Source organism: Candidatus Poriferisodalis sp., from assembly GCF_965215815.1.
Taxonomy (GTDB): Bacteria; Actinomycetota; Acidimicrobiia; order Acidimicrobiales; family Poriferisodalaceae; genus Poriferisodalis.
Genome location: NZ_CBDCEO010000008.1, coordinates 1 through 22,269, shown reverse-complemented (window position 1 = coordinate 22,269; position 22,269 = coordinate 1). Strand labels below are relative to the sequence as shown.

The window sequence follows — 22,269 nt, the reverse complement described above, 5'->3', positions numbered from 1 at the left end:
GGAAAGCGCTTTGTGCGCTTGGGAAACAGGCCGGTAGGGCGACCTCGGTGCAGTCAGGTGGTCCCGAAGCGGTCTGCTGGAGCGACGAAGATGCGGTCGTGAAGTCGGTAGGCCATTTCGCCCGTGTTCAGCACGAGGCCGGGATTTGAAAGCCCCGCCATTCCAGGTCTAGCGCGAGGCGTCCTGAAAGGCGAGGAAGATTGGACGCTGGCTACCCCGGCGTCGGCCGCGGCTGTGCCGGTTGAGTGCGCTCGCTCTGCCCCGCACCGGGGCCGACCACGGCGAACAGGCGCTCGGCGTGGGTGCTCAGCAGGGTGAGACGGCAGGTCTTTGGCTCGCGTGCTGCGGTCTGTTCCAAGTAGGTCACTCGCAGGGCTGTTTGGCCGGTGCCGCCGAGCAGGCGGTTGCTTCGCGGTCCCTTGTCCCACCAGCGGAATCGAAACCCACAGCCGGATGGCATCCGTGACGTCATCGCCCTGCGGCACCGCCCCCGCGCACAGTCCAAGGATCCACGATATCGAGGCCCATGCCGGCGAAATCGGCCACTTTGCGCGTGGCCACCGACATCTCGGGAATGGGACGAATCAACTCCGAGACGACGTTCGTGTCCAGAACGAACATCGTCGTCTAGCTGAACACTGGCGGCACGCAGGCGCAGTCGCGCCTTGATCCGATCGTCAAGGTTGCGGATGGCGATGCTTGCCATCGTCCAGATCTCCCCGGCAGTGGCTGTCTGACCTCAGACTGAACCTAGCGGGGTGATTGCAATGCAATCATTAGTTGCGCACCGCTCGGCAGCGAACCGGGCGATGCTCAACGCAGCTGACACGTGGCGCCGCAGGTAATCCTCGTCGATACTCGACTCGGGCCTATCAGCGGCATAGGTGCCGCCTTGGCGCCACGGATGCAATTTGTCGAGGTCGACCATGCCCGCCGCCGCCTCTCTGCTTGGCACACCGACGCGATCAAGCACTCCAGAGGCGATCGGCGGGCGCGACGATGATCCGGTCGTCGAGCCGGTATGTCACCTCGCCGGTGTTCAGCACGAAGCCCGCATTGAACGCTTCGCCGAGAATGTCGCGTAGTGCGCGCAAGCCTCGGGCATCGCGGTGGTCGACACGGGCTGCGGCCTTCACCTCGAACGCCGTTACCGCGCCGTCGCTGTGCTCGATGACGAGGTCGACTTCTTGGCCGTCGTGGGTGCGCCAATGACCGACCGAGGCGATCCCGCTGGCCCACGAGGCCTGCTTGAGCAATTCGCCTACCACGAATGTCTCGAACAGATGGCCGAACTCCGTGATTGCAGCTGGATCGGGGCGGCCCAGTCGTTCCGGCGTGACACCCATGAGCCGGGCCGCCAAGCCGCTGTCAAGCACATGCACCTTCGGCGAGGCAGCGGCGCGCGCCCGCAGAGTGCGACCCCAGGCTTCCAGGCGGCGAACGAGGAACAGGTCCTCAAGCAGTTTCGTGTACATCTCCGCCGTCGCAGCAGGAAGCCCCACTGCGCGGCCGGCACTCGCCATATTCAGCACTTGAGCCGTCTGCCCTGCGAGGCGTCGCAGCAGAGCGGGCAGTAGAGCTCCTTGGCGGACCTTGGCCAGCTCGGTGACATCGCGAACCAGCGACACACGTACGTAGTCGTCGAACCAGCGACGGCGCGCCTCGTCACTGCGGGCCACTGCGAGGGGAAGACCGCCCATGCAGGTTCTTGCTATGTAGTCGAAACGAGTCGTCGGCGAACGATGAGACGAGACGAGCGACGCGGGCTCGCTCATCGCAGTCTCCAAGAAGACCTCGGTGAATCCGGCCATCTCGCCCTGCGAGAACGGCAGCACATCGACGATATGGATGCGGCCAGTCAGCGCTTGGGCAGCCAGCGGCAGCGCGTCGAATCGTGTGGAACCAGTGATGACGAAGCGTCCAGCCGAAAGCTGACGATTCAGTTCGGCCTTTATGGCATCGAGCACGACCGGCGCCTTGTGGAACTCGTCGATGCACACCGGCGACGGGCCTGCCACGAACGTCGCCGGATCGGCGGACACTGCGTCACGCATCGCAGGCTGATCGAGATCGATCACGCGCACCCCGTGGCGGCCCGCGGCTTCGGCCAGGAGAGTCGACTTGCCCACCGTGCGCGGCCCCTGCAGCGCCACCACCGGTTCCTCGGCGAGCCGATCCCTCACGATCTGCGCAATCCGTCGATCGACACGCTGCGTCATGTCTCCAGCCTACTCGAACTGGGGATTTGGAGGCTGTTTTGCCAGGGATTTGGAGGGGTGATTGCTGGGGATTTGGAGGGGTCTGAACCAGGGATTCACGATGTCGAAGCCGCAAGGTCCGAAGGCGCCACATCAGTGAGTCACTGGTCAGGCCTCGTCAACGATGCGCCGGATCTTCGCGGCGAATCGCGGGATGTCCTCGGTGACCGCTTGCCAGAGCACGTCGATATCGGTCTTCCAGTACTCATGGATCAGCAAGTTCCGCATGTCGGCCGCTGCTCGGAGTTCGTCAAGATCGGACGCTGAACCGAGACTTGAGGCGAGCCGCGTGGCAGCCTCCCCGATGACGAGCAGCCGGTAGGCGCACGCGTCTTGGCGAATCGCATCGCGTCTGAATTCATCGTGGCCGACTGCTGCATAGAGCGCAACTGCCTCGGCCGCTTCCAGAATGTGCTGCCACCGATGCCGGTCCGCGTCGGTCACAGTGTGATGGCCTCAGCGAGGACCGCTTCACGCTGCGCATCGGTCATGCCGCCGTCGGTCGCAAGATGCACCGGAGCCTCAAGGAGTTGCTCCAGCTCCATCCTCAGCCGAGCCAGATCGAACAGCCCGGTCCCGCGACCCGTTGAGACGAGGATGTCGATGTCGCTGTCGGGGCGCGCTTCGCCACGAGCGACCGAGCCGAAGATGCGTATGTCGCTGATTCCGTACTTTCGGGCGGTCGCGGAGATGTGCCGGCGGCTTCGCAACACTCGGTCAAGCTGGGTCGAGCGGCCAGGTCCACCGCCTTGGGCGAGAAACTGCTCCAAGCTCGCTTGCAGCACGGCAGTCACCGACGGGAGCGCCGGCTGCTGGGCGATGAACCGATCCAGTTCGGCCTCAAGATTGTCAGGAATGGTCACCGTGACGCGCCTCATGCGCTGACGTTACCAGTAGGCAGCATCACTTACATCAGTTGATTCAACTGATGCTGACAACCGTTCGGAAGGGCCATCGCCCATACAGTGGCTGACCTAGATCGACATGAGATGAGACTTGGCAATTGGCTCACTGCTCGGCGTCCTCCACGCCACCGGGCTGTGGCACGGGGTGGGCTACTGGTCGGCGCTGTGGACCCATGTTCTGCTGGCCGCACTGCTGGCCCCCCTGTTGGTGTGGCATATCGTCAGCCGACCAGGACGCCCCAAAGCGGCCGACCTCGACTGCACCGGCGGGTGGTGGAGCCGCCAGTCGTGGGACGCGGTGCCGCTGGCCGAGCTGCTGGGGTCGGTGGACGCGCCCACGCTGGAAGTCACATCGCTGACCGGCTACAGCCGCCTGTTCCCCGCTCGCGACGTCGCCAACCTGTACCTAGCCATCGGCTACAGCGGTAAGCCGCTGCGCCGCGGCCACGGCGCCCCGGTGCGACTGGCGGCACCCGGACGGCGGGGCTTCTGGTGGGTCAAGTGGGTGACCCGCATCGACCCCGTCGACCGCCCTTGGTGGCTCCAACTCCCATTCCCGCTGGAATAACCGGCCATCGCTGGCCACCGCACCGCCTGGGCCACCGAGACGCCTCCGAGCACGAGGCGCGAACTGCGCCGGTTGGGTTGGTTGTGCAGTGAGTGTGCGCGCCATGCGCAGCTAGCGTCCGCGACATGGACGCGGACACCCCAACGGCCGGCAGCGGTGACGCGGAGGGATCCGGCCCGGAGCCGGTGGTTCTGTACACCGAGGCCGACACTGTTGCTTTCATCACCCTGAACCGGCCCGAGCGCATGAACACGCTGACCGAGGGCGTCATCGCGGGGGTGGCGGACGGGATCGATCAGAGCGAATCGTGATGCTGGCCAACGCTCCCTCACAGGGCTTCGAGCCGGGAAACCCAGTCGTCGAAGCGGGGGCATGCCGCGCGGATGCGTGGCAGACCAATCTTCAACGCGATCGCGGGCCCGTGGAATCGCTTCTTGTAGTCGGCGACGCACTGCTCGATTCTCTTGCTCGGAGCAGTTGTCGGGCTGTCGTTGATGTCTTCCGGTGTCGGAAATCCGCCCGCAATATCGCTGAGCATCGTGAGCACCGACCTCGGCAAATTCGGCAGGACGCTGAATGAGTTCGGATCCGCGAAGAGCAGCGCTTCGAACTCGTACTGCTGCACGTAGGCGAACTGGGGAACGAGGCGAGGTTCTTTCCGGGGATGCGTCCCGATTGCCATCTCAATTCGTGCCTCAAGGTCCTGCACCGTTTCGCCTGGCTGGCGGAGACGGAAGCCGTAGAAATCCACCAGCGATGTGACCGCGTCGTAGCTCCAAGACAGCCTTGCCATGTGCGGCGCCAGCCGGTCGACGTGGATGTCGCCGCCACGGCGCCCAGGCTTGACTGGATCAACCAAGACACCATGCTCGCTGAGATGCGGCGACAACAGTTGCTTGACGAACTCTTCCTCGGTTTCGCCTTCGACGGCGACTGCCACCCGCCTCATGGGCGGCCGCCGAGCAGATTCATCTGCCAGAGTTCTCCCGTCGTGTAGTTCTCTTCAAGCCATCGCAGGTAGTCGTTGCGGTCCAACCGGCGCACCGCGGTCTTGGAGTTCTCCAGCTCCATCACCACAATCTCGCTGAGGTCGAAGGCGTCGACGAGATGGGGCGACTGAGTAGCCACGATGACTTGGCACTGATCGGACACCGATTCGATCATCGACCCGATCAGGGATACAGCCGCAGGGTGCAAGCCAAGTTCCGGCTCATCGAGGACGATCACCTTGGGCAGCATGTCGGACGGAAGGTTGAGAAGCGTGACCAGCGCGAAGAATCTGAGTGACCCATCCGATGTCAGATGGGCGCCGAACGTCTTGTCCCAATCCGTTGCGCGCCACCGCAGGATCGCCTTTCCGTGCCGTTCCTCGATGAGGAACTGATCAAAATTGGGCAGGATGCGTCGGATGTTGCCTTGGACCCATTCGTAGTGATCCGGGTATTCGTCCCGGAGTCGGAGAAGCACAGCGGCCAAGTTGCCGCCGTCAGAGCGCAGCAAGCGGTTGTCGCTCATGTCCCATGGTCGCTTCATGGCGGCACCTAGGGACGTGTCATGAAACTGAAAGGTGTGGCAGTCCCTCAGCAGGTTGCAGACCACGCGCGCCGTCGTCGGATTGACATCCGAAATGTGACCCTTGGCGGCGTCATCGATCCTCGCTTCGGTGTGACCGCTTCCCGCCGAGTTCCATGGAGCCAACCCCAGCCCTTTGTCGGGATCGCTGAATCGCCAGCGCTCATCGCTGAAGATGAAGCGATCGGGAGCACCGTAGGAAAGTGAGATCGAGTACTCGTTGAGTCCGCTCTGCGTCTTGAGGCGAATATCGGCCTCCATCCGCGGTGTCACCTTGTTCCCCATGAACAACTGATCGTCGGCACCGCCGTACTGGTTGACGAACTGCTCGAGACGACGAGACCGCAGCATCCAGCCCAACATCTCAAAGAAGCGAACGAAGTTCGACTTGCCCGAACCATTCGCGCCGATGAGAACCGTTACGCCGCCCAGTCCGCCCAACTCCACGTCGGCCAGCGAGCGGAATCCACGAATTGCTACGGAGTCCAACGTCACCGAGCCTGAAGACACGTCCGATTGCGGCGGCTCATGACCCTCGTTCGGAGATTTGTTGTCCATCAGTGGCTCAATCTCTCGTAGTGGACGCTGAACGCAGCATCGGCCCGTGGTCGGGGATGGCCGAATTCGGTTCGATCCTATGGTGCCGCCCACGAGCGCCAAAGGTTCAAATCGAGCCTCCTGAGGACTCGATGAGTCACCTGTTGAGGAATTGGAGGTCATCTTCTTGGGAATCTGGAGGAAGCCGAGTCAGAGGCAAATGTGAGTGAGCCCATCATGCGCAGCTAGCGTCCGCGACATGGACGCGGACACCCCAACGGCCGGCAGCGGTGACGCAGAGGGCTCCGACGCGGAGCCGGTGGTGCTGTACACCGAGGCCGACGCTGTTGCTTTCATCACCCTGAACCGGCCCGAGCGCATGAACACGCTGACCGAGGGCGTCATTGCGGGGGTGGCGGACGGGATCGATCGGGCGACGGCGTCGAGAAACGTCCGCTCGATCGTGCTCCGGGGCAACGGCCCCACGCTGACGGCCGGCTATGACCTCAACCCGGGCGGTGGCAGCACCCGTGGCGGCAGCCACGGCAATGTGGCAGCGAGCACTGGAGAATCGAGTTCAGGGGAGTTCTACGACACGTGGGGCAGTCCTTACAGCGCTCCTGGTCCGAAGCCTCGCGAGGGTGCCTGGGACCCGGTGCGGGACTGGCAGTTCATGGGCCACAACGTGAAGCGGTTCATGAAGATCTGGGAATGCCCCAAGCCGGTGCTCGGGCAGATCCACGGCTGGGCAATCGGCGGGGCCACCGACATGATCCTGTGCTGTGACCTGCTGTTCATGGCCTCAGATGCGCACATCGGCTATGCCCCCTCACGCATCTACGGCACGCCCACCACGATGATGTGGGTGTATCGGCTAGGCCTCGAGCACGCCAAGCAGTTCTTGCTGTCGGGCGACGCCATCGACGCTGAGACGGCGCACCGCATCGGGCTCGTCGCCTACGTCTACCCGCCTGAAGAGCTCGGCGACCGTGTCGAGGCATTTGCACGCAAGCTCGCGCATATCCCGGCGAATCAGCTTGCGCTCAACAAGCTGCTCATCAACCAGGCGTTCGAGAACATGGGCCTGCGCACCAGCCAACTGCTCGGCACGTTCTTTGACGGTGTCACTCGGCATACCGAGGAGGCGTACCGCTGGGTGGAGGACTTCGAGACGAAGGGTTTCCGACAGGTCATCGCCGAGCGGGATGCGCCTCACGGCGACTACGGCGAGCGGCCACGATGAGCGGGCAGTCGGGCGACAGCGTGACGTTGGTGCTGCTGCATGGATTGGGCGCCAATTGCCATGTGTGGGACGGCGTGGCCGAGCTGTTGGGTGCTGGCGGCACCGCTGTTCTTGCACCCGACTTCCGAGGGCATGGCGCCGCACCGTGGAGCGGCCACTACTCGTTCGGGGCGATGGCAGCTGACGTGGCCGAGGTGCTGCAACGTGACTACGGCGGGCGTCCGTACGCCGTCGTGGGTCACTCCATGGGCGGAGCAGTCGGGTTCGCGCTCGCCTCGGGCTGGTTCGGACCGCCGCCGACACAAGTGGCGACAGTCGGCGTGAAGCTGCGCTGGTCCGACGAAGAACTGTCTCGCATCGACGGCTTGGCGGCGCGGCCGCCCCGCATGTTCGAAGACCGGGACGGCGCCGTCGAGTGGTTCATGAAGCTGTCGGGGCTCTTTGGCGTGTTCGCACCCGATGACCCGCGTCTCGCAGCAACGATCGATGCTGGCGTGGTCGCCGATCCGGCCTCCCGAGCAGCGGGCACCGTTTCGCCCTGGAGGACCACCCAGGATCCCGCCACCGTCGGCGTTGGCCCCCCCGACATGACGGGCTTGCTGCCCGCCGCGAAGTGCCCGCTGGCGATGGCGCTGGGTGAGTTCGATCCGCTAGTAGCGCCCGATCATCACGACGATCTGGCCGATGCTGCGACGAACCCGCACGCGGCTGGTGCTGCCGCTCCACATGTGTTCAGCGGCCTCGGCCACAACGCCATGGTGGAGGACCCCCGCGCTGTCGCAGCGTGGCTCGCGACGCTTCCTGCGTTCGCTGAGACTTCTTGAAGCTCAGGCTGAGGAAGGAGCAGCGTCGGGCGGGAGCCGGCGAGCGCGGCGAACCGCCCAGACCGCGAGCGCCACGGCCGTAATAGTGACGAGCATCAGCGCTGTGTGCACCAGCTTGAAGCCTGTGGTCTGCGTGCTGTCGGCCCAGAGCTGCGCTGTGCGTATCGGCCAATAGATCACCGACAGCATTGCCAGCATGACGAACCACCTCGGGCCGAACTTGCCCGAGACAGCCCAGACGAGCGTCGCGAGCCCGAGGTCGACAAACACGAGGGCAACGAGCACGCTCCACAGCGTGCCCCAGAAGCCGAGGTCGCCCGCCTGGGCAACGTTGACGATGCGGGTCAACCAGATCGCCACGGTCCACACCGCCAGTATCAGCAGGGGAAATCGCGCGCCGTTCGGACGCAATGGCACCTTGTCCGCGGGCTGCTTCACCTCGATGATGCCGTCGCTCGTGCGAGCGTCGGGACCGTCACTATCCCTCTTCGAGTGGAAGCTCGCCGGCGATCTTGACGCACTCGCCGCCGTCGATGTCCATGACGTGACCGGTGATCCAATCCGCGCCGGCGGACAAGAACAGTGCCGCCTCACCGATATCGGAGGGCTCACCGAGACGCCTCATCGGAAGCTGGTCGGCGATCATCTTCCCGCGCGGCCCATCCCAGAGCACCCGCGCAAAATCCGTCCGGATCAATCCCGGAGCGATGCAGTTCACCCGGACCTTGGGGCCGATCTCGGCAGCCAGCTGCCGAGTCATGTGCATGAGGGCGTCCTTGAACATGCAGTAGACGCCCAGCGCCTGGGAAGTGTGGTGCCCGCCAACCGAGGCGATATTTATGACCGAGCCGCCGTGTTCGGACATCCACATCTGCCACGCCGTCTGGGTCCACTGCAACGGGGCGCGCAGGTTCACCTCATAGGTCTTGTCCAGGCGCGGCACGTCGCAGTCGACCATCGGCCCGGCCCAGGGGTTTGTCGCAGCATTGTTGACCAGGATGTCGAGCGAGCCGTAGCGCTCGATGGTCTCACCCATCACACGTTCGGCCTGGTCGAGATGGCCGATGTGCGAGGCGATGTAGTCGCACTCGCCGCCGATGTCGGCAACAGCGGCCTCGCACTTGTCGGCCTTGCGGCTCGTGATCATCACGTTCGCGCCAGCGTCGGCGAATGCCTTCGCGATGCCCTTGCCGATGCCGGCCGAGCCGCCAGTCACCAGCGCAGTCTTGCCATCCAGTCGCAGTTCCATGTCTGGTCCCTTTCAGTCATGCACCCTGGCGCGTACGCGCCTCGCTCTTGGGTTTCGAGTTCTGACCCGGTTACTTCTTGCCGATCTCGTTCCACGGACCGCCGTCGGCTCGCGGCTCTCGCGGCAATCCGAGCACTCGGTCGCCCACGATGTTGCGCTGAACCTCGGACGTGCCCGCGTAGATGGTGCCGGGCCTCGCGCCCATGAAGGTCTGCACCCATGAGAGCGAGGAGAACTCTGCGCCGACCGCGTCGGTGTTGATGCCGTTCACCGCCGGATGGCCGCTCGGGGCAGTGGCTTCCATTCCCAGAATCTCCAGCGAGAACTCCGTAAGCCAGTGGTGGTATTCGCTCCACAGCAGCTTGTGCAGCGACGACTCCGGCCCGGGGGCCTTGCCCGCCAGCACGTTGGTGATGTTGCGCTGGCCCATCCACTTCATGATCTCGACCTTGGCGTGCGCTTGGGCGAGCTTCTGACGCACCAGCGGATTGTCGGTGGCGCCCCGTTCGACGGCAACGGCGGTGACTCGGTCCAACTCGTTACGGAACCGCAGCGCATCGGTGGTGGCCCCGTGACCGCGTTCGAAGCCGAGGAGCACGTTTGCGACCCGCCAGCCGTCGTTCACGTCGCCGACCACGTTCTCCTTCGCCGTCTTTGCGTCGGTGAAGAACACCTCGTTGAAGTCGTGACGGTTGTTGATGTTGATGATCGGGCGCATCTCGACACTGGGCTGATCCACCGGGACCAGCAGGAACGAGATGCCACGGTGCTTGGCCTCGGTGGGGTTCGTCCGGCACAGTACGAAGATCCAGTTGGCCGTGTGGCCGCTGGAGGTCCAGATCTTCTGGCCGTTGATGACCCACTCGTCGCCGTCGAGCACCGCGCGGGTGCCCAGGTTGGCGAGATCGGAGCCGCTGTCGGGCTCGCTGTAGCCCTGACACCAACGATGCTCGCCAGAGATGATCTTGGGCAGGAAGTGGCGCTTCTGCTCTTCGGTGCCGCACTCGATGATGGCGTTGCCCACCATTGTGATGCTGAAGCCGTCGTTGTCGCCGCCCGTCGGCACGCCTGCGGTCAAGAACTCCTCGGCGAGCACGACACGCTCCACCTCGCTCAGCCCGGCACCGCCGTATTCGATCGGCCACGACACAGCCAGCAACTGGTTCTCGGCCAATAGCGCACGCCACTCCTCGACGAACTTCTCCCGGGCCTCCTCGGAGAGATCGCCCATGCCGCCCCAGTTGGGAGGCAAGTGCTCGGCCAGGAACGCCTGGATCTTCTCCCGATAGTCCTCAGCCTCTTCGGTGTATGTGGGATCCATGGTCGCGCTCCCCTATTGCTCGCCGCTGAGTCTGCCACGCGGCTCGTCGCGTTGGCTCAGGGCCTATAACCGCCGTGCCCAATGGTTCGGCTACGGCCGGTAGCCGAACGAACTCGGCCCGGGCCGCAGGGAGCGGCGAGCCAGGTCTGCCCATTCGCACAGCAGCGGTCGGGTGTCGCGAGGGTCGATGATCTCCTCGACCTCGAAGAACTCCGCCGAACGATGCGGTGAGCGCACCAGGTTCAACCGCTCGCGTATGTCTTCCAGGAGCTCGTCGGGCGTGTCGCTGTCGGCGAGGTCCTGCTTGTAGGCGACTTCGATGCCACCCTCGATCGGCAGCGAGCCCCAGTCGCCCGACGGCCAGGCGAAGCGGAAGCTGCGCGCGCCGGGTTTGTTGTTGGCGGCACCCGCGACACCGAAGGCCTTGCGGATCACCACGCACGCGAACGGAGCGGTCAACTGCCCGAGGGCCGCCAGCGCGGCCGATCCGAACCGGATGGTGCCGCTCTCCTCGGACTCCTTGCCGATGAGAAAGCCTGGGCAATCCTCAAGGTGCACGACCGGTAGATGGAACGTGGAGGCAGTGTCGAGCAGGCGGATCAGCTTGCGGCATCCATCGGCAGTCCAGCCGCCGCCGTACACGTAGGGATCCTCAGCAAAGACCGCCACCGGCCAGCCGTCGAGGCGAGCAAGGCCAGTGATGATCGAGCGTCCCCAGCGGCTCCCGATCTCGAAGAAGCTGTCCTGATCGAACACCGATTCGACGATGGATCGCATCTTGTAGACCCGCCGCGGCTCGCGGGGCACGATCGAGATCAGCTCTGAGTCACGGCGCTGCGGGCTATCGCCGCTGAGCACGCGCTCAGGTAGCTCGTCGACGTTCGAGGGCAGGTACGACAGGAATTGCCGTGCGCGCTCGAACGCCTCGGCTTCACTGCCGACCACGTCGTCGATAGCGCCGTTTGCAGTGTGAATGTCGGCGTGACCCAGTTCTTCTTTGCCGTGGTCGCCCAGTGACGCCTGCTCCACCAAGGCCGGTCCGGCGATCATCATCTGCGCGGTGTCGCGCACGATCACCGAGTAGTGCGCCGTGGCCACCCGGGCCGCGCCGATGCCCGCAACCGAGCCCAGTGCCAGCGACACCGACGGCGCCACTGAGAGGTGGTTCACGATGGTGTCCCAGCCGCGCAGCTCGGGGATGTACGTGCGGCCCGCCATCTCGATGGACCTCACCGATCCGCCGCCGCCCATGCCGTCCACCAGCCGGATGTGGGGCAGCCGCATCTCGTAGGCCATGGACTCGGCTGCATTGCGCTTCTCCGGAATGGTGGCGTCCGACGAGCCGCCCCGCACTGTGAAGTCGTCGCCCGAGAGGATGACCGGGCGGTCGTCGATGCGGGCGAGGCCGAATACGAAGTTCGACGGCGTCAGGTGGACGAGGTTGCCGTGATCGTCGTAGGTGGCGACGCCGGCGGTCTTGCCGATCTCGTGAAACGAGCCCTTGTCGGCCACGGCGTCTATGCGCTCGCGCACGGTCATCTTGCCGAAGAAGTGCTGCCGCTCGACCTTGTCGGGTCCGCCGAGCGCCTCGGCGAACGTCTCCCGGCGCCGAAGCTCGGCGATCTCAGGCTCCCAGCTCATCCGGCCCCCTTTTCTTGCCTTCGCCCCTCGGGTCATGGGGCCCCTGCTATTCACACGTGACTGCAGGATCCAAGTATCCCGAGGGTACGCACGTTGCCGAGAGTATGGGCAGGGCCGAGGCGCTTTGCGAGCGCGCTGCTTCTGGCAGGATTCATGCCCCGAGTCTGGCTGCCGTCGGGCTGCTGCTCTCGTGTCCATGTGGACAGGTCGAAGCGAATATTACAGTAATTTTCATGTTATTTCCATCTATTGTCTCAGCGATGTCTGCGGATGCGCCTTTCGTTCGGCTACCCGGTGCCATCGAGCTGAATCGCGACGAGGTGCTCGCTGTGTTGGACGCACTCGACAACGCAAAGGCGGCAGCTCGAAGCGCGCATGAAGAGCAGGTTGCAGAAGCTGCGATCGTGATCATCACGCGTAAGCTCTGGAACGAGCTCGCGGACATTCTCGAAATGAACGGAGAGCACGATGTCTAGGCCGCCGACCATGCGACACCTCGTCCCGGAGGACCGGCCAGTGCGTGCGCGACTTGCCGCGGAGCGGCTTGGGGTTGATCTGTTCGACATTTACTGCATGATCGAATGGGGCGAGATAGTGGGCGGCCCCGATCCGGATCGCAACGTCGCAGTTCCCGCCACCGAGATTGACCGCGTGCTTGCGGCTGGCGGCGCCCCGAATTATGCCGAAGTGCTCAGGAAGTACGGCTCAGGCGCTGACATACCTGAGGCTGAGGCACGCCGACTGTCAACGATGCACGACACGCTGGTGGCCTGCGCTCCGGCTGCATCCACCGGCGGGGGATCGCTCAAGGCACAAGCACGGCGAGAGCGCTGGCGATGACTCCCAGGCAGGGCTCGCCGAAAAAGAACGCGCCGTGGCGCTAGGGGGACCAGCCAAGACAGCCGACCCGTTCGGGCGGCGGATCAGCCGGCGGTGGGGTCGACGAGCAGCTTGACGGCGGGGTTGCGCTTGGTGGCGAGATCGTCGATCGTCTGCGGCAGCTCGTCGAGGGTGACCGTGCCCTGCACCAGCGGGGTGACGCTGATGCGGCCGTCGGCGATGAAGCCGGCAGCGGCGCGCATCTCGTCAAGGGTGAACGCGAGCGAGGTGTCCACCGAGATCTCCTTGAACAGCCATCGGTTGGGGCGAATCGTGGCGTCGCTGCCGGTCACGCCCACGATGCACACCGAGCCGCCATTGCGCACCATGTCCACCGATTGCTGGATGGTCTGTGGGATGCCGGCGCAGTCGAAGGCGATGTCGGCTCGCAGACCGCCCGTGGCCTCGTTCACCGCCTCGCGCATCTCTGCGCCGGGTGCAACTGCCACATCGGCGCCGGTATCGAGCGCCAGGTCTCGCCGGTCGGCATCGGGCTCCACGGCGATCACGGTCCCCGCACCCGCGAGCCGCGCGCACTGAGCAACCAGCAAGCCGATCGGACCGCAGCCGACGACGCACGCCACATCGCCGGCGCGCATGCGGCTGCGCCGCACGGCGTGCAGCGCTACCGAGACGGGTTCGATCACAGCAGCGTCGTCGTCGGTGAGCTCGTCGGGTACTCGCACCAGTCGATCGGCACTCGCCGCCATGAACGGCGCGAAGCCACCCGAAACCGGGGCATTCGCGCCCATGTAGTACGAGCGCGCTGTCGAGCAGTACGCGCCGAGATCGGCCCGGCATTCCGCACAGCGACCGCAGCCCGGCGCCAATCCGCCCGTCACGCGGTCGCCCGTGCCGACAACGCGGACGTCGGACCCGACGGCAACAACATTGCCGACCCACTCGTGACCGCAGATGCCCGGCGCGTAAGGCCAGCCCTCGACGTACGCGTGCACGTCACTCCCGCAGATCCCGCAGAGCGAGATCTCAACCAGCGCGTCGCCCGGCCCGGGCGTCGGCTCGTCGACCTCGCGCAACTCGAATTGCCCCTTGCCGGTTACCAGTCCCGTGCGCATGCGGACATCGTCGCGCACGACCTGCCTCGTCGCGCCGGATCACATCTCCCAGCAGCGCCTGGAAATGGCGCTGCGCGGTACCCGGACACAGCGCGAGGCAGCGCCCGGACATAGCGTGCGCGCATGGAATTGAGACTTGATTCCCGCACGGCGCTCATCACCGGCGGCAGCCGAGGTCTGGGGCGTGCGATGGCCGAGACGTTCGCTGCTGCAGGGGCCTCGGTGGCAGTCGTCGCCCGCGAGCGATCAGCGCTCGACGAGACGCTGGCGGCGCTGCAATCAGCGAACCCCAACGCGGCCCACGCGGCGATCTCAGCTGACGTCCGCGAGGCCGCAGAGGTCGCCCGGGCTCACGCCGAGGCAGTTGCCGCATGCGGGCCGATCGACATCCTCGTCAACAATTCCGGCACATCGAATGCGAAGCCATTTCTCGAGATCGATGATGACGACTGGCAGGACGACTTCGATCTGAAGCTGTTCTCCGCCGTACGCCTATGCCGTCTCTGCCTGCCGCACATGCGCGGCCAAGGCTGGGGTCGCATCATCAACACGCTGAATATCGGGGCGAAGGCTGCGAGCGCCCACACGTGCCCGACCGCAGCGACCCGGGCAGCAGGCTTGGCAATGACCAAGGCGCTCGCGTCGGAGTTCGCCCCCGACGGTGTCCTGGTGAATGCGCTCATCACGGGCCTGCTCGTTACTCACCAGTGGCGCACGCGCTGGGAGCGAGAGAACGCCGGCACGACGTTCGAAGAATTCACAGCAGCGGTGGGGAACCGCATTCCCGCCGGCCGCATGGGCGACGCCCAGGAGTTCGCCAACCTCGCCCTGTTCCTCGCCAGCGACGCCGCCAGCTACGTCACCGGCACCGCGATCAACATCGACGGGGGCCTATCCCCCGTCGTCTGACCGCAGCGGCTAGCCAGGAAGCAGCGCTTCGAGCTTGCCCATCAGGTCCGGGGGCGGACGGCGAGGCTTGCCGTCGTTGTCGCAGATCGCCGCGACGAGGTTGGCTTCCACGAGCACCGCGTCATCGGCCTCGCGGATGATCCGCTGCTGCCAGCGCGTGCTCGCGCGCCGGCGTTCGGCCAGCTCGGTTTCGACACGCAGGGTGTCTCGCGCCGTTGCAGGTTCCCGGAAACGCACCTCGAGGTTGGTCACCACGATTTGCACGTTCTGATCTGACAGGTCTGGCAACGCGAGGTCGGCCGATTCGAGCGCCACGCAACGGGCTGCCTCGAAGTACGACACATAGACCGCATGGTTGACGTGGTTGTACGGGTCCAATTCGCCGAAGCGCGGCACGATCGTGGTCGCGTGGGTCGCCATCGGCGCAACGCTAGGGCGCAACAACCGGCGCCATCTTCCGGGTTGCTCACCGATCCCTCTAGCGTTGCGGCACGTGAGCGTCATCGCAGCGATCGACGTGGGAACGAACTCGTTCCATCTCGTCGTCGCATCCGTTGACGCCGACGGCCATTTCGAAGTCCTGACGCGCGAGCGCGAGCCGGTTCGGCTGGGCTCGGGCCCCGAGGACATGAAGCGCCTCGAACCCGATGCCATGGACCGTGGCATCTCCACGCTCGCCCGGATGCAACGGATCGCCGTCCACGCCGGCGCGACAAGCGTCACCGCGGTGGCCACAAGCGCCGTGCGCGAGGCCGGCAACCGCAACGAATTCACCGAGCGAGCCCGCTCCGAGGCCGGCTTGGACATCGAGGTGGTGTCCGGAGTCGAGGAGGCCCGGCTGATTCACCTCGGCGTGCTGGCGGCTGTGCCGCTGCTCGACAAGCGCCACCTGATCATCGACATCGGCGGCGGGTCAACCGAGTTCATTCTCGGCGACGGGGCCGAGGCGCTGCTGCTGCGCAGCCTGAAGCTGGGCTCGATCCGGTTGACCGACCGATTCTTCCCTGAGGGCCTCACCCGTAAGCGGTCGGTGAAGGAGTGCCGCATCTACATCGAGTCGTTCCTCGGGCACCTGCCAGCCGACATCACCGAGCTCGGCTTTGAGACAGCGGTCGGCTCGTCCGGGACGATCACGGCCTTGGCACGCATGTGCGCTATCCGGCGCGGCGATCGCGACAGCCGTACCGGGCGCTTGTCGTTCACGGCGAAGGAGCTGCGAACCCTGACTGCGGACCTCGTCGCCGCCACGACGCCGGCCCGCCGGCTCGCCATCGAGGGGCTGGAAGAACGCCGGGCCGACATCATCGTGGGCGGTGCGCTGCTCTTGGAGCAGACGTTCATGGTGCTCGGCATCAAGCGGATGGAGGTCTCCGATTACGCCTTGCGCGAAGGCATCCTGTTCGAGCAGATGCGGCGGGCCGCTGCGCCGGAGCTGGACCCATTCCACCGCCTCGAGGATCTGCGGCGCTCGGGCGTGATGTACGTGGCGAACAGCTACCACGAGGATCTGCGCCACGCAGAACACATCACCGATCTGGCACTCGAGTTGTTCGACGGCCTGGGACCGCAGCATGGGCTCGACGATGAGGATCGAGAGCTGTTCGAGGCGGCCTCATTGCTGCACAACGTGGGCATATTCATCTCCCACAGCGCCCACCACCGTCACAGCTACTACATCATCCGCAACAGCGAGCACTTGACCGGCTTCACCGAGCGCGAGATCGAGATCATCGCCCAGGTGGCCCGTTATCACCGCAAGAGTGCGCCCAAGTCCAAGCACGCCGACTTCGCCTCTTTGAGCTCTTCCGACCAGAACAAGGTGCGGTGGATGGCGGCGATGCTGCGGGTGGCGATCGGCCTGGACCGTTCCAACCGTCAAGTCGTGACGCGCGTGCGGGTGGCGGACGCTCCAGACGCTGAACTCAGGCTGATCGCGCGGGTCTCACCAGGCGCGGACACCTCGGTGGAGCTGTTCACCGCTCGGGCCCGCAGCGCATTGCTCGAATCGATCACGGGACGCACGGTGGTGATCCAGCCCGAGGTCGCCGAGACGGGCAAGGCCACTCATCCGACGAATGGTCTGGCCGCCAGCAAAGCGACAGCACCTGCCGGGCCCGCCAGCGGGCACTGAAGCCAGCGCACCGAACTCGCCCTGCCGCACGGTCTCAGCAGGGACAGCCTCCGCCGTCCCAGGTGTCGGGCACGACCAGCGTCCATCCGATGTGGATCAGGTCCGGGTTCGTCAGCATCCGACCGTACGGCTGCGGGCGATCGCGATTCAGCTCAAAGATCTCCGGCCACCGGCTGGGATCGCCGAGGTACCACCAAGCCAGATCGCGCAACGTGTCTCCTGGCTGCACCACGTAGGAGATGTAGATGGCTTCGGGTTCGGGCGCCGCCATCGCCGAGACGCGATTGCCGCCGTCGACGGGGTACCGCTCAGCGCTGATCACACCATTGAGATCCTCGGAGATGTAGTCCGCGAGGGCCTGCTGGTAGGTCACGCCGAGGCGGGTGAAAGTGATGTCGCCCAGCGGGTAGCAATCGCCTCCGCCGGCCAGGAAGTCAACCGTTGCCAGCCCAATCGGATCGCCGGGCACGACCTCGCCGTCTCGGACGATCTGCGTGCCGTCGTCCAGCGTCACCGAACGCAGGCGGCTGCCGGTTGGCTCGATGGGCCCGCAGTCGCCGTCGCGGTCGATGCCCTGTGCAGTGCCGTCAGGGTCATAGACGACCGTCATGCCAGAGACCTGCGGATACTGGCCCGACGCGCCGGGCAGACCACTCAGCGCCCGCTCGAGGAGCTCGGCCAAGGTGGCCCTCGGAACACTCGCCGTGACCAAAACGTTGTTGAACGGTGCGATGTCCCACGTGGTGCCGACACTCACGACGCCTGCGGTGATGACCGAGTCGTTGCGCAGACCGCCGCCGTTGGAGACGGCGACCTGCGGGGCCTCCACACTGAAGCCGGGTGCAAGGTGCGCGCCGCGCACCCGCAGGGCGTCGGCCATCAGGCTGCCGATGTTCGTCGACTGGGTGCGCAGCACCGGCTTTCGGCCCTCAAGCTCCACCTCGCTTGTGCCGATCTGGGTGCTGTCGACCAACGTCACCTCGGCGGTCAACGGTTCGACCACCTCGGTCTGGACGGTCGCATCGGGCTCCCTGTCCAGCGCAATCCCAACCGAGGAGCCAGTCGCCGCTGTGACATTGCCGTCGGCGTCGAAGGTCACCGACAGCTTGCCGATGCAGCGATAGCCACCAGGCGCAGTCACCACGGGCACCTGGGTGCCAGCGGCGTCGGCAACCCACATCGGGTACGGCGACACGGGCTCATCGTCGGGCTGGCACGTGTCGCCGGCATTCGCCAGCAGGTCGTCGCCGCCACCTGCAATGACCACGTCCACGCCGGTCAGCTCGGCAACCAGCGCCACCTCTTCGTTCACGTCCTGCAAGTGGCTGACGAGAACGATCTTGTTGACGCCCTCGGACGCCAACCGGTCGGCCTCGGCCTGCACGGCCGGCAGCACGGCACTGACCACGACCTTGCGGGGACTGGAGATATTCGGCAGCCACGGCGTCACCGCGCCGATCACGCCGATGCGCTCGCCGTCACTTTCGATCACTGTCGAGGGCGCCACCAAGCCACGCTCGGCCAGGGCTGCCAGCGCCGGTTCGTCCGACACGTCGATGTTGGCGCTCAGGAACGGGATCGCCGGATCGAAGCCTTCGATGAACCGGGCTGTCACCTCGGGCCCGAAGTCGAAGTCGTGGTTGCCGAGCGCCATTGCGTCGTACAGACCGCTCAGCGCCACCGAGTCGTACATCGGTCCGTCGCGGTCGAGCGACACGCCCAGCTCCAGCGAGGCCAGGAAGTTGTCACCGGAGGTCAGCGTCACGACCGGTCCGTCGCTGGCCGCAGCGGCCTGTAGCTCCCGCATTTCGGCCACGAAGGCGGCAACACCCGGAAATCCCGACGCGACGTCGGGCAGCAGCTTGGACTCGCCGTCGTTGTTGTGCAGGATCGTCACGGTCACCGGACCCGCGGAGATGAGCGTCGGAACGGCCTCGCCGTCGCCGTCGCCTTCTGTCTGTGCTCCAAGCGGTGTCGCCGTCAGCGGCACCGTCACGAGCATCACCGCAGCCATCAAGGCCATCCGCCGACGCTTCGTCTTCCGTCGCTGCACTGCGCGTTCCGATGTCGTTTGTGTCACGGCCACGTGCCGCCTCCTCAAATTCTCCGCCGCGCAGTGTCGCTCGGGGGTGTGACGACGATGCCACCGATCGGCAACATATCGGGAAACCGTCAGCGCAGGGGACGTCAAAACGGACCGGTAGCGTCGCCGCTTGATCCCCTCCGGGCACCACATCCCGGTCTCCGGTCGTCAGGCTGCGCGGCAAGGGCGCTCACTCTCGCGCAAGGACGTCGAACATGTATGCAGCTCTCGGTCGATGGTGTTTCCGGAACCCTTGGCGTGTCCTCGCAGCCTGGCTCGGCATCGCTATGGCAGCCGGCCTGATCGCCGGCGCCGTGGGAGCGTCCTACGGCGCCGCACTGGCCACTCCCGACTCTGAGAGCGACCGCGCTGCTGATGTGCTCGAAACGCACTTCGGCAGCGTCGGGTCCAACATCGGCGGGACAATCGTGATCAAGGCCGCCTCCGGCGTGCACGATCCCGCGGTTCGCTCGGCTATGTCCGAGTTGCTTGCCACCGTGGCAGCCATCGACGAGGTGACCGTCAGCTCGCCCTACGACCGCAGCGGTCGGCAGCAGATCGCTCAGCAAGGCCCGAATGCCGGACAGATCGCGTTTGCCGACATCCAGATGAGCCGTTCGTTCAACGTCAACAATGCCGGCGCCCTCGGCGAGCAGATCATTGAGTTGATCGATGAGAGCGGTCTGCGCGACATGCCGGGCGTCGAGGTGGAGATGGGCGGTTCGTGGCTCGCCGGTCAAGAGCCTCCTGAGACCGAAGCAATCGGGCTCGCGTTCGCCGTGTTCGTGCTGATCGCAGCGGTCGGCTCAGTCGTCGCCATGGGGGTGACTGTCGGGACGGCGCTCATTGGGGTCGGCATCGGTGCACTCACCATCACGATTCTCAGCAACGTGGTGACCGTGCCCGACATTGCGCCGACGCTCGGGGTCATGATCGGGCTCGGCGTGGGCATCGACTACGCGCTGATCATCCTCAACCGCTTCCGTGAATGGCTCCACCACGGCTTCGAGCCGCTCGACGCAGTGGGTGCCGCATTGGATTCCGCAGGCCGTTCGGTGGTGTTCGCCGGCGCGACTGTGGTGGTCTCGCTGCTGGGACTGCTGCTCATCGGCCTGCCCTTCGTCGCCGGCATGGGGCTGTCCGCGGCGATCACCGTCACGATCGTGATGGCCGGTTCGATGACACTGCTGCCCGCGATGCTGGGCCTGTTCGGCGAACGGATGGCGACGACCAAGGTCCGCGGCATCGTCGCCGCGTCGCTGATCGCGTTGGCGCTGCTGGGCTTCGGTCTCGGCATCCGACCCCTGCTCGCCGCGATTCCAGTCGCCATCGCCGTCGCCATGCTCGTTGCGGGCGCCTTCGGAGGCACTGGCAATCCGCTGCGACGAAACCTGCGCCGGCGCGAGCCGAAAGCGCTGAGGGACACCGCTTGGTATCGGCTGAGCCGGGTAGTGCAAGGCCGCCCATGGCTGTTCGCGTTGGGCGGCACCGCAGTGCTGCTCCTGCTGGCGGCGCCAGCGCTGGGCCTGCGGCTCGGCTTCTCAGACGAGGGCAACTATCCGCCCGAAACCACGACGCGCAAGGCCTACGAATTGGTTGCCGAGGGCTTCGGACCAGGCGCGAACGGTCCCCTGTTCATTGTGGCCGAGGTATCCGGTCCTGCTGATCTCGGGGCGCTCAACGGATTGTCGGGGGCGTTGAATCAGACAGACGGCATCACGTTCGCGTCGCCAGCGCTCCCGAGCTCCGACGGCGGGGCGGCTTTGATCCGAGTTCAGCCGTCCACCGGCCCACAGGACGTCGCTACCGAGACGCTCGTTCACACGTTGCGCGACAGCGTGATCCCCGCATCGATGGACGGCACCGGCGTCGACGCGCTGGTCGGCGGCGCGGTTGCGTTTCGCATCGACTTCAGTGACTACCTGGCCGGGCGCATGCTGATCTTCTTCGCAGCGGTGCTGGGGGCGTCGTTCCTGCTGCTGATGGCAGTGTTCCGCTCGGTGGTCGTGCCGCTCAAAGCAGTCATCATGAACATGCTGTCCATCGGCGCGTCCTACGGCGTGCTGGTGGCCGTGTTCCAGTGGGGCTGGTTCGGCAACGTGCTCGGCATCGAGCCCGCACCCATCGAACCGTTCATCCCGATGATGCTGTTCGCTGTCCTGTTCGGTTTGTCCATGGACTACGAGGTCTTCCTGCTCTCACGCATGAAAGAGGAGTACGAGCGCACCGGCGACCCCGTCAACTCCGTCGCCGACGGCCTGGCCGCCACTGCGCGGGTCATCACCGCTGCCGCGGCGATCATGGTGGTGGTCTTCGGCAGCTTCGTGCTGGAGGATGAACGGGTGGTCAAACTGTTCGGCATGGGGCTCGCCACGGCGATCGCCATCGACGCGACGCTGGTGCGGATGCTCATCGTGCCTTCGACCATGGAGCTGCTCGGCGCTCGCAACTGGTGGCTGCCAGCGTGGCTCGACCGCATCATCCCGAATCTTCGGATCGAAGGGGAGCTGCCCGGGGTCGACCGTCTAGAGGCGTCTGAGGGCGCTGACTGAGCCGACGCATCGAGTCGCCCGCTCCGCTCAGTCAGTAGCGAAGTCGGCCACCTCGGCCCCGCTGGCCCGCACCAGCTCATCGGGCGTCAGCTCGAACACCGTGTCGGGCGTTCCTGCTGCCGCCCACACCGTGTCGTAGGCCAGAAGCGCTCGGTCCAACACTGCCCGCAGCGGCCGAGCGTGGCCGAACGGGGGTGTGCCGCCGATCGCATAGCCCGTGGCTTCCCGGACCCCGTCAGCGTCGGCTCGCGTGATCATGCCGCCGAGCAAGGCTCCCAGCCGCCCGGTGTCCACACGGTTGGAACCCGATGTCAGCGCCAGCACGGCCTCGCCGTCGCACAGGAACACCAGAGACTTCACGATCTGGCCCAGCTCGCAGCCCACTGCTGCAGCCTGCGCGGCCGTGCGCGTGCCGTCGGGAAAGCGCAGGATCTCCGGTGCCATCCCCACCTCTTGTGCTCCGGCCAGGAACCGCTCACGAGCGCTCGCGCGCCCCGAGCTCGTCTGATTGCTGTTGGCCA

Annotated in this window: 24 protein-coding genes; 9 read left to right on the top strand and 15 right to left on the bottom strand. The window is 65.6% G+C overall.

Annotation, left to right across the window (positions count from 1 at the left end):
* Positions 1-211 precede the first annotated feature (211 nt).
* The 5 genes from ACOOHB_RS01060 to ACOOHB_RS01040 all read right to left on the bottom strand — a co-directional run bounded on the left by ACOOHB_RS01060 (position 212) and on the right by ACOOHB_RS01040 (position 3,136).
* Entirely contained in the window at positions 212-460 is a 249-nt protein-coding gene (locus ACOOHB_RS01060) for a hypothetical protein (RefSeq protein ID WP_420442980.1), read from the bottom strand.
* An 8-nt stretch (positions 461-468) separates the two neighbouring features.
* A complete protein-coding gene (locus ACOOHB_RS01055; RefSeq protein ID WP_420442979.1) occupies positions 469-621 on the bottom strand; it encodes a hypothetical protein in 153 nt (50 codons plus the stop codon).
* A gap of 344 nt (positions 622-965) precedes the next feature.
* Positions 966-2,219, bottom strand: coding sequence for an ATP-binding protein (locus ACOOHB_RS01050; protein ID WP_420442978.1), 1,254 nt, complete (start codon positions 2,217-2,219; stop codon positions 966-968).
* Between the two features lie 147 nt (positions 2,220-2,366).
* Positions 2,367-2,702, bottom strand: coding sequence for a DUF86 domain-containing protein (locus ACOOHB_RS01045; RefSeq protein ID WP_420442977.1), 336 nt, complete (start codon positions 2,700-2,702; stop codon positions 2,367-2,369).
* Positions 2,699-3,136 carry a nucleotidyltransferase domain-containing protein gene (locus ACOOHB_RS01040; protein ID WP_420442976.1) on the bottom strand — a complete coding sequence of 146 codons (438 nt, stop codon included), beginning with the start codon at positions 3,134-3,136 and terminating at the stop codon, positions 2,699-2,701. Before ACOOHB_RS01040 ends, ACOOHB_RS01045 begins: the two co-directional genes overlap by 4 nt.
* A gap of 118 nt (positions 3,137-3,254) precedes the next feature.
* Here ACOOHB_RS01040 and ACOOHB_RS01035 point away from each other — a divergent pair, with 118 nt between their 5' ends.
* Positions 3,255-3,731, top strand: a complete 477-nt coding sequence (locus tag ACOOHB_RS01035) for a molybdopterin-dependent oxidoreductase (protein WP_420442975.1) — start codon at positions 3,255-3,257, stop codon at positions 3,729-3,731.
* Positions 3,732-3,856: 125 nt separating this feature from the next.
* Positions 3,857-4,042 (top strand): hypothetical protein, encoded by a 186-nt coding sequence (locus ACOOHB_RS01030; protein ID WP_420442974.1) that lies wholly within the window; start codon positions 3,857-3,859, stop codon positions 4,040-4,042.
* Positions 4,043-4,059: 17 nt separating this feature from the next.
* Here the strand turns inward: ACOOHB_RS01030 and ACOOHB_RS01025 are convergent, their stop codons facing one another.
* Together ACOOHB_RS01025 and ACOOHB_RS01020 are read right to left on the bottom strand one after the other, a co-directional pair.
* A complete protein-coding gene (locus ACOOHB_RS01025; RefSeq protein WP_420442973.1) occupies positions 4,060-4,680 on the bottom strand; it encodes a DUF4276 family protein in 621 nt (206 codons plus the stop codon).
* Entirely contained in the window at positions 4,677-5,861 is a 1,185-nt protein-coding gene (locus ACOOHB_RS01020; RefSeq protein ID WP_420442972.1) for an AAA family ATPase, read from the bottom strand. The genes ACOOHB_RS01025 and ACOOHB_RS01020 overlap by 4 nt, the downstream gene beginning before the upstream one ends.
* A 238-nt stretch (positions 5,862-6,099) precedes the next feature.
* Between ACOOHB_RS01020 and ACOOHB_RS01015 the strand changes: the two genes are divergently transcribed.
* Together ACOOHB_RS01015 and ACOOHB_RS01010 are read left to right on the top strand one after the other, a co-directional pair.
* Complete coding sequence (locus tag ACOOHB_RS01015; RefSeq protein ID WP_420442971.1) at positions 6,100-7,083, top strand: crotonase/enoyl-CoA hydratase family protein; 984 nt, start codon at positions 6,100-6,102, stop codon at positions 7,081-7,083.
* Entirely contained in the window at positions 7,080-7,907 is an 828-nt protein-coding gene (locus ACOOHB_RS01010; protein ID WP_420442970.1) for an alpha/beta fold hydrolase, read from the top strand. Before ACOOHB_RS01015 ends, ACOOHB_RS01010 begins: the two co-directional genes overlap by 4 nt.
* Before the next feature lie 3 nt (positions 7,908-7,910).
* On the opposite strand, the gene ACOOHB_RS01005 is transcribed toward ACOOHB_RS01010, so the two are convergent.
* The 4 genes from ACOOHB_RS01005 to ACOOHB_RS00990 all read right to left on the bottom strand — a co-directional run bounded on the left by ACOOHB_RS01005 (position 7,911) and on the right by ACOOHB_RS00990 (position 12,118).
* A complete protein-coding gene (locus ACOOHB_RS01005; protein ID WP_420442969.1) occupies positions 7,911-8,345 on the bottom strand; it encodes a hypothetical protein in 435 nt (144 codons plus the stop codon).
* Positions 8,346-8,385: 40 nt separating this feature from the next.
* Complete coding sequence (locus ACOOHB_RS01000) at positions 8,386-9,156, bottom strand: SDR family oxidoreductase (RefSeq protein WP_420442968.1); 771 nt, start codon at positions 9,154-9,156, stop codon at positions 8,386-8,388.
* A 70-nt stretch (positions 9,157-9,226) separates the two neighbouring features.
* On the bottom strand, positions 9,227-10,477 hold the full coding sequence (locus tag ACOOHB_RS00995) for an acyl-CoA dehydrogenase family protein (protein WP_420442967.1): 1,251 nt from the start codon (positions 10,475-10,477) through the stop codon (positions 9,227-9,229).
* Between the two features lie 90 nt (positions 10,478-10,567).
* On the bottom strand, positions 10,568-12,118 hold the full coding sequence (locus tag ACOOHB_RS00990; RefSeq protein ID WP_420442966.1) for an acyl-CoA carboxylase subunit beta: 1,551 nt from the start codon (positions 12,116-12,118) through the stop codon (positions 10,568-10,570).
* A gap of 233 nt (positions 12,119-12,351) precedes the next feature.
* On the opposite strand from ACOOHB_RS00990, the gene ACOOHB_RS00985 reads away from it, so the two are divergent.
* Positions 12,352-12,594 carry a hypothetical protein gene (locus ACOOHB_RS00985; RefSeq protein ID WP_420442965.1) on the top strand — a complete coding sequence of 81 codons (243 nt, stop codon included), beginning with the start codon at positions 12,352-12,354 and terminating at the stop codon, positions 12,592-12,594.
* Positions 12,595-12,604: 10 nt separating this feature from the next.
* Positions 12,605-12,958, top strand: coding sequence for a hypothetical protein (locus ACOOHB_RS00980; RefSeq protein WP_420442964.1), 354 nt, complete (start codon positions 12,605-12,607; stop codon positions 12,956-12,958).
* An 83-nt stretch (positions 12,959-13,041) separates the two neighbouring features.
* On the opposite strand, the gene ACOOHB_RS00975 is transcribed toward ACOOHB_RS00980, so the two are convergent.
* On the bottom strand, positions 13,042-14,073 hold the full coding sequence (locus ACOOHB_RS00975; RefSeq protein ID WP_420442963.1) for a zinc-dependent alcohol dehydrogenase: 1,032 nt from the start codon (positions 14,071-14,073) through the stop codon (positions 13,042-13,044).
* Between the two features lie 123 nt (positions 14,074-14,196).
* Here ACOOHB_RS00975 and ACOOHB_RS00970 point away from each other — a divergent pair, with 123 nt between their 5' ends.
* On the top strand, positions 14,197-14,982 hold the full coding sequence (locus ACOOHB_RS00970) for an SDR family NAD(P)-dependent oxidoreductase (protein ID WP_420442962.1): 786 nt from the start codon (positions 14,197-14,199) through the stop codon (positions 14,980-14,982).
* 9 nt (positions 14,983-14,991) lie between these two features.
* On the opposite strand, the gene ACOOHB_RS00965 is transcribed toward ACOOHB_RS00970, so the two are convergent.
* Positions 14,992-15,402, bottom strand: coding sequence for an acyl-CoA thioesterase (locus tag ACOOHB_RS00965; protein ID WP_420442961.1), 411 nt, complete (start codon positions 15,400-15,402; stop codon positions 14,992-14,994).
* A gap of 73 nt (positions 15,403-15,475) precedes the next feature.
* Between ACOOHB_RS00965 and ACOOHB_RS00960 the strand changes: the two genes are divergently transcribed.
* Complete coding sequence (locus tag ACOOHB_RS00960) at positions 15,476-17,113, top strand: HD domain-containing protein (protein ID WP_420442960.1); 1,638 nt, start codon at positions 15,476-15,478, stop codon at positions 17,111-17,113.
* Between the two features lie 34 nt (positions 17,114-17,147).
* Here the strand turns inward: ACOOHB_RS00960 and ACOOHB_RS00955 are convergent, their stop codons facing one another.
* Positions 17,148-19,199 (bottom strand): 5'-nucleotidase C-terminal domain-containing protein, encoded by a 2,052-nt coding sequence (locus ACOOHB_RS00955; protein WP_420442959.1) that lies wholly within the window; start codon positions 19,197-19,199, stop codon positions 17,148-17,150.
* A 212-nt stretch (positions 19,200-19,411) separates the two neighbouring features.
* Here ACOOHB_RS00955 and ACOOHB_RS00950 point away from each other — a divergent pair, with 212 nt between their 5' ends.
* A complete protein-coding gene (locus tag ACOOHB_RS00950; protein ID WP_420442958.1) occupies positions 19,412-21,748 on the top strand; it encodes an MMPL family transporter in 2,337 nt (778 codons plus the stop codon).
* 27 nt (positions 21,749-21,775) lie between these two features.
* Here the strand turns inward: ACOOHB_RS00950 and ACOOHB_RS00945 are convergent.
* Positions 21,776-22,269 (bottom strand): YbaK/EbsC family protein (locus tag ACOOHB_RS00945; RefSeq protein ID WP_420442957.1); only part of this gene is annotated, 494 nt, incomplete at its 5' end.

Bases quoted from the DNA above. Each gene is read 5' to 3' on its own strand.
- ACOOHB_RS01015 (WP_420442971.1), top strand. From the start codon at position 6,100: ATGGACGCGGACACCCCAACGGCCGGCAGCGGTGACGCAGAGGGCTCC.
- ACOOHB_RS00990 (WP_420442966.1), bottom strand. From the start codon at position 12,118: ATGAGCTGGGAGCCTGAGATCGCCGAGCTTCGGCGCCGGGAGACGTTC.
- ACOOHB_RS01050 (WP_420442978.1), bottom strand. From the start codon at position 2,219: ATGACGCAGCGTGTCGATCGACGGATTGCGCAGATCGTGAGGGATCGG.
- ACOOHB_RS01055 (WP_420442979.1), bottom strand. From the start codon at position 621: ATGTTCGTTCTGGACACGAACGTCGTCTCGGAGTTGATTCGTCCCATT.
- ACOOHB_RS01040 (WP_420442976.1), bottom strand. From the start codon at position 3,136: ATGAGGCGCGTCACGGTGACCATTCCTGACAATCTTGAGGCCGAACTG.
- ACOOHB_RS01030 (WP_420442974.1), top strand. From the start codon at position 3,857: ATGGACGCGGACACCCCAACGGCCGGCAGCGGTGACGCGGAGGGATCC.
- ACOOHB_RS00975 (WP_420442963.1), bottom strand. From the start codon at position 14,073: ATGCGCACGGGACTGGTAACCGGCAAGGGGCAATTCGAGTTGCGCGAG.
- ACOOHB_RS01060 (WP_420442980.1), bottom strand. From the start codon at position 460: ATGCCATCCGGCTGTGGGTTTCGATTCCGCTGGTGGGACAAGGGACCG.
- ACOOHB_RS00970 (WP_420442962.1), top strand. From the start codon at position 14,197: ATGGAATTGAGACTTGATTCCCGCACGGCGCTCATCACCGGCGGCAGC.
- ACOOHB_RS00950 (WP_420442958.1), top strand. From the start codon at position 19,412: ATGTATGCAGCTCTCGGTCGATGGTGTTTCCGGAACCCTTGGCGTGTC.
- ACOOHB_RS00965 (WP_420442961.1), bottom strand. From the start codon at position 15,402: ATGGCGACCCACGCGACCACGATCGTGCCGCGCTTCGGCGAATTGGAC.
- ACOOHB_RS01010 (WP_420442970.1), top strand. From the start codon at position 7,080: ATGAGCGGGCAGTCGGGCGACAGCGTGACGTTGGTGCTGCTGCATGGA.
- ACOOHB_RS01000 (WP_420442968.1), bottom strand. From the start codon at position 9,156: ATGGAACTGCGACTGGATGGCAAGACTGCGCTGGTGACTGGCGGCTCG.
- ACOOHB_RS01025 (WP_420442973.1), bottom strand. From the start codon at position 4,680: ATGAGGCGGGTGGCAGTCGCCGTCGAAGGCGAAACCGAGGAAGAGTTC.
- ACOOHB_RS00980 (WP_420442964.1), top strand. From the start codon at position 12,605: ATGCGACACCTCGTCCCGGAGGACCGGCCAGTGCGTGCGCGACTTGCC.
- ACOOHB_RS00985 (WP_420442965.1), top strand. From the start codon at position 12,352: ATGTTATTTCCATCTATTGTCTCAGCGATGTCTGCGGATGCGCCTTTC.
- ACOOHB_RS00995 (WP_420442967.1), bottom strand. From the start codon at position 10,477: ATGGATCCCACATACACCGAAGAGGCTGAGGACTATCGGGAGAAGATC.
- ACOOHB_RS01020 (WP_420442972.1), bottom strand. From the start codon at position 5,861: ATGGACAACAAATCTCCGAACGAGGGTCATGAGCCGCCGCAATCGGAC.